General features: G+C 44.8%; 4 protein-coding genes. 1 reads left to right on the top strand and 3 read right to left on the bottom strand.

Annotation, left to right across the window (positions count from 1 at the left end):
• Positions 1-254: 254 nt before the first annotated feature.
• The 3 genes from PX636_RS14310 to PX636_RS14300 all read right to left on the bottom strand — a co-directional run bounded on the left by PX636_RS14310 (position 255) and on the right by PX636_RS14300 (position 4,296).
• Positions 255-1,619 (bottom strand): DUF3370 domain-containing protein, encoded by a 1,365-nt coding sequence (locus PX636_RS14310; protein ID WP_288117641.1) that lies wholly within the window; start codon positions 1,617-1,619, stop codon positions 255-257.
• Positions 1,620-1,865: 246 nt separating this feature from the next.
• Complete coding sequence (locus PX636_RS14305; protein WP_002756613.1) at positions 1,866-2,315, bottom strand: YlqD family protein; 450 nt, start codon at positions 2,313-2,315, stop codon at positions 1,866-1,868.
• 61 nt (positions 2,316-2,376) lie between these two features.
• Positions 2,377-4,296, bottom strand: coding sequence for a long-chain fatty acid--CoA ligase (locus PX636_RS14300; protein WP_288117640.1), 1,920 nt, complete (start codon positions 4,294-4,296; stop codon positions 2,377-2,379).
• Positions 4,297-4,588: 292 nt separating this feature from the next.
• Between PX636_RS14300 and PX636_RS14295 the strand changes: the two genes are divergently transcribed.
• The coding region (locus tag PX636_RS14295; protein WP_288117639.1) for a Uma2 family endonuclease at positions 4,589-4,770 on the top strand (182 nt) is incomplete at its 3' end.

Here is a 4,770-nt window from a genome sequence, read left to right as displayed (position 1 = left end):
TCGATGGGTTGATAGCTAACTTGTACCTTAATTTTCCCCGATCTAACCACTTGATTTGTTAGGGGTTGACCGGTATCAAAATCGAGTTTAGTCACGGCTAAACTCGCAGCTGCATTGCCCAAAAATTGAGATAATAAGCAGAAAATAAAGCAAGTTTTGCTAATATTCATCGGCCGATTCACAGAGAGATTAATTTCAGTGTATCTTACTTATTCCCCCCGACAATCAGCCGTTAACTTTTCGAGAAAAACTATTTATTCCAAAGTTTTAACGCTCAAAACTTGGGGGGGTGTGGCATCGGGGGGATAGAGAAAATCGAGATTAATGTCGCGTCTGGCTCCGGGGGGAAGTTCCACCTGTACTAAAGCTTCTCCCTGTTGTCCTTCCCGTTGAACGAGATGGAAAAAACGTTCCTCGGTGCGTCCCAGGGCGTTACGATAGGTAACGCGCACTGCACCCCGGAAAAATACCGGTCCCTGGACGGGTTCAACAAATAGCAAGCGATCGAGATAATTGTCTTCTTTAATTGGGGTTTGAATACTCAAAGCCACCACCTGGGTTTTGCTGGTATTGTTATATAGAGGTAAAGTCAGATAGTAGTGAACACCGTAGTTACCGTGAGCTTTGAAAGCCGTATCGGGATAACGCACTAACATGGGGGCGCTTTGAATTTGTCTGGTTCCGAAAGTAGCTGCTGTCACCGTACTTAAAGGATAGGCAAAAGCTTGACCGGGTTGAGGAATGGTGAGATTAATTCCCCCTTTGGGATCGACAATGCGGGTTGCCCATTCCGAACCGACAGAAATTCCGGCCACGCGACCATAAAAATTTCTTCTTCCGGGGAACCATTGATCGGGGGGAGTGGGGGGAAAATCGCGAGGAGCGGCTAAATCACCTCTAACTAATAGGGTACGCCATTCCTCTAGGGTAGGGGGACGAAAGGTTTCTATTTCCCTGTCTTCGATGTTGACTTTTTGGGGAACTTCGTAGAGGGCTAAATTGGCCATATAGACCGGGCCATCGCTGTAGAGACGCAGGAGGGTCGAGCGGGCGCTACTTCTGGGGATAACCAGATCGAATAGCATCCGACTTTGGCCTGGGGGAATGACGATCTGGGCGGGAAATTGGGTATCATGGCGACGACGCATGATATCACTGGCTAAACGGGAACCGGGACCAGAAAAAACCCGGCCGTTGGGATCTTCCACCAGAGGGGGTAAATCGACAAAAGGGGCATCGGCGGAGGTGACGTAACTGACTCCTTGCAGGATGCGGATAACGAGGTTTCTGGAGGTGGGATTAGTAACGATCAGGCCCTGGTGTAGGTCGCGATTGGGATCGGTTTGACGGGCGATGTGGTGGGTGAAAACGTCAAAACGTCCTTGTAGCGGATGATTGAGATGGGCTATGGGATAACGTTTTCCTTTGCCGGGGAAAGTAGAGAGGAGAATTCCCTCTTTTTCTACGATTTCGGGACTATTGCTATTAAAAACCAGCACATCATTCAGTTGACCGGGCAACTGACGCACTTCCTGATATTGGGTGATTAATTTCCTCTCTATCTGGGGCAGAACCGAGGCGGACTGAGCTAAAAGAATGGTGGGTAAGAAAGAAAGCATGGAGATTTCATATTTATAGGATCTAATTAAGGGTGAGTCGATGGAGATATGAAGTTATACAACAATATAGGCGAGGGTGTCCGGGCGATCGATAAAGAATCTTAATATATTTTTCAGGCCTGATCAAGCCATGTCAGGGGTGATGTGAACTAGGGACGGTTTTCTGGGTTAGCAAGGGAGAATAACCCTTGCTATTGCCGATTTTAACCGTTACGTTGACAGTGACGGGAACTGCTCACCCTAGCTTTAAATTTCGCCGCGAATTTCTTCGACTATGCCATCTCTAAGGACGAGTTCCACATTCATTTTGGCTACTAAGTTATCGCCTTTTTCGACCCGGAAAAAGCTTTCTAGTTGTGCTTGGGCGACTTCTTGATTGAGTTCCAAGAGTTGTACCTGTTGCAATTGTTGCAGATACTGGTTTTTTTGTTCGAGAAACTCACTTTTCTGTTGATTGACTTGGATTTGAATATTGTCAATCTGTTGGGCAGCCGCGGGGGGTAAGGGGATCAGACTCTGACGCTGAATTTCGGCGATCGCTCTTTGGCCTTGGGTTTCTAATTGTTGAATTTGTGCGTCAATTTGAGCCATTTGTGCTTGTAATTGCTGTTGTGCTTCTTCTTTCCAGCGCGGAGTCACGATGACTTTAATTGTCACCGGGCGCTTCAGTAATAAACTGGTTTGTGCGTCATCCATGATTTGCTTATCCTAAAAAGGTCTTTTTGTCAAGGGGTTAGGGAATATTTGCCGGAAATATTTACTTGGCAAACATCTCGTTAATCATATCGCGATAGCGTTGCGTTACTACCGGTCGTTTAATCTTTAAAGTTTGGGTCATCATGCCGTTTTCTTGGGAAAAAGGCTCTAAAATTAACTCAAAGGTTTTAATCTGGTCATCGGTACGATAACTGGGCCGATTTCTTACCTCGCGCTTTAATTCTTGTTGGTAGAGAGCTAAGACTTTTTTGCTGTAGAGATCGCTAGAAAGAATCGTTGAGCGATCGCTGTGAAGATCGGGTAAATTTAAGGATATTTTCTGTTCTTGCGCCCAATTGGCCAGTATATCAAGATTAGGCACGATCAAAGCCCCCAAAGCTTTTTGATCCTGTCCCACTAGCATAATTTGGGAGATAAAGGGACTGCGTAAACAAGCATCTTCAATCGGTTGCGGTTCGATATTTTCACCATTGCTCAAAACAATTGTATCTTTGGCCCGTCCAGTTAAGACTAAATCCCCGGCAGCGGTTAACCAACCAATATCACCGCTATCAAACCAACCATCGGGAGAAATCGCTTTGTCGGTTGCTTCCGGTTTTTTATAGTATCCCTGCATCACCTGCGGACCGCGAATCAAGACTAAACCGTGTTTTTCTGTCGGTAAGACTTCTTTGCTGTGTAAATCGACAATACAGATTTCTGTCTGAAAGACGGGACGACCGGCAGACCCGCGCAGGTTATGATCGATACGACGGACGGTAGCCACAGGAGAAGTTTCTGTCAGTCCATAACCAACTAAAATCGGGATTCCGGCAATCTCATAGAAAGTATCTAGATGTCTGGCTAAGGAACCACCGCCACTAACCAAGATTTTAACTTTATTTCCCACTGCTTGGCGAATTTTGCCATAAACTAGCTTATCACCGATGGCATGGAGGGGATAGAGTAAGAGGGATTGAATTCTTGCTTTTAGTCTTTCGATCTCGGAAGCGTGAAGATGATCTAGACTGAGATTATCGGCGATACGTTTAGCAATAACGTACTTTTCCGACTTTTCTAGCAAAAATCTCACTAATTTCTGTTTTGTGGCCGATTGTTCGCTAAATTGTTTTTGGATACCCTCGTAAAGAGATTCCCAAAGACGGGGAACTCCCACCATTAATTGCGGACTAAATTGCTTTAAATCCTGCTTAAAAGTGCGAATACTGGTATAAATCTGGGTGCAACCCTGAGCTAGACTGAAATACTCACAACTGCGCTCGTAGGAATGCCATGAAGGTAGTATACTTAAAACTCGATCGCCAGGATCCGGTTGAAAGATAGCATTTAAGTTGCGTACCTGATGCAGCAGATTACCATGACTTAACATCACCCCTTTTGGTTGTCCCGTCGTTCCCGATGTGTAGATGAGGGTAGCCAGATCATTTTCGCTCTTGGTGATAGGTTTAAGGGTGTTCTCAGCCCCGATCGCCATTAGTTGCTTGAAATTTAAGGTCTGCACGGAAATCGCCCCAGTAGCGGGGTCTTCGTCGGTGAGCAGCACGATTAATTTTAGGGGCAATTCAGGGATTTTCGCCAGTAATTTCCCTAAAGTTTTGTTATTTTCGACAATCAGCGTCTGACTGTCACTATCGGCCAGAATATAGGCTAATTCCTCTGCATCTGCTTGAGCAGATCGTACCGCATTGGCAGCCCCGGCTGCCATGGAACCTTGGTCGGCAATAAACCACCGGGGACTATTATCGGCAAATAAAGCGACATTTTCGGTTTCTGTGACTCCTAATGCTTGCAAAGCGGCGGCAAATTGCTGAATTTGTTGATAAAGTTCCCGATAGGTGATAATTACTTCCGGTTTACTGTGGGGATCGTGCAGGGCGATAATATTGGGGAAACGTTGGGCAACTATTGACCAAACTTCGGGTAAAGATTGAATATTTGAATAGTCAATTAGGGTTGTCATAGCAGTAGTTATAGAGAGTTACAAGGGTAATAGCATATAGATTAACCATTCTAGGCTCTTTTTGCTGGTTCTCCTAGACAGTATTTCAACAGGTATCTAGTCCTGCAAAGTTAATTTCCTAGTCGAGACTCGGAGAGGGGAGACTTTTCAGTTATCAGTGAACAGTGAACAGTAATCAGGGAATGTACTGTTAGTTAATACTGCTTACTGATTACGGAAAAGGCTGACAGCTTAGATGTATAATTAATTTTGCCTAGGTACTTAAATATAGTTGTAACTAGCAGAAAAAACGATGATTGCTTTATCTAACTATAATAATCTCACTCCAGAAGAATATCTTCAGTTTGAAGAAACCAGTCCCATTAAACATGAATATATCGATGGACAAGTTTACGCCATGGCAGGGACGACGGATACTCATAATATTATCGGACTCAATTTCACTTTTATCATTCGTAATCATTTGCGGGGTTC

Source organism: Microcystis sp. M53598_WE2 (assembly GCF_030067735.1).
GTDB lineage: Bacteria > Cyanobacteriota > Cyanobacteriia > Cyanobacteriales > Microcystaceae > Microcystis > Microcystis aeruginosa.
Note: the sequence above shows the minus strand (reverse complement) of the source record. Positions and strands in the feature narration are given on the sequence as shown.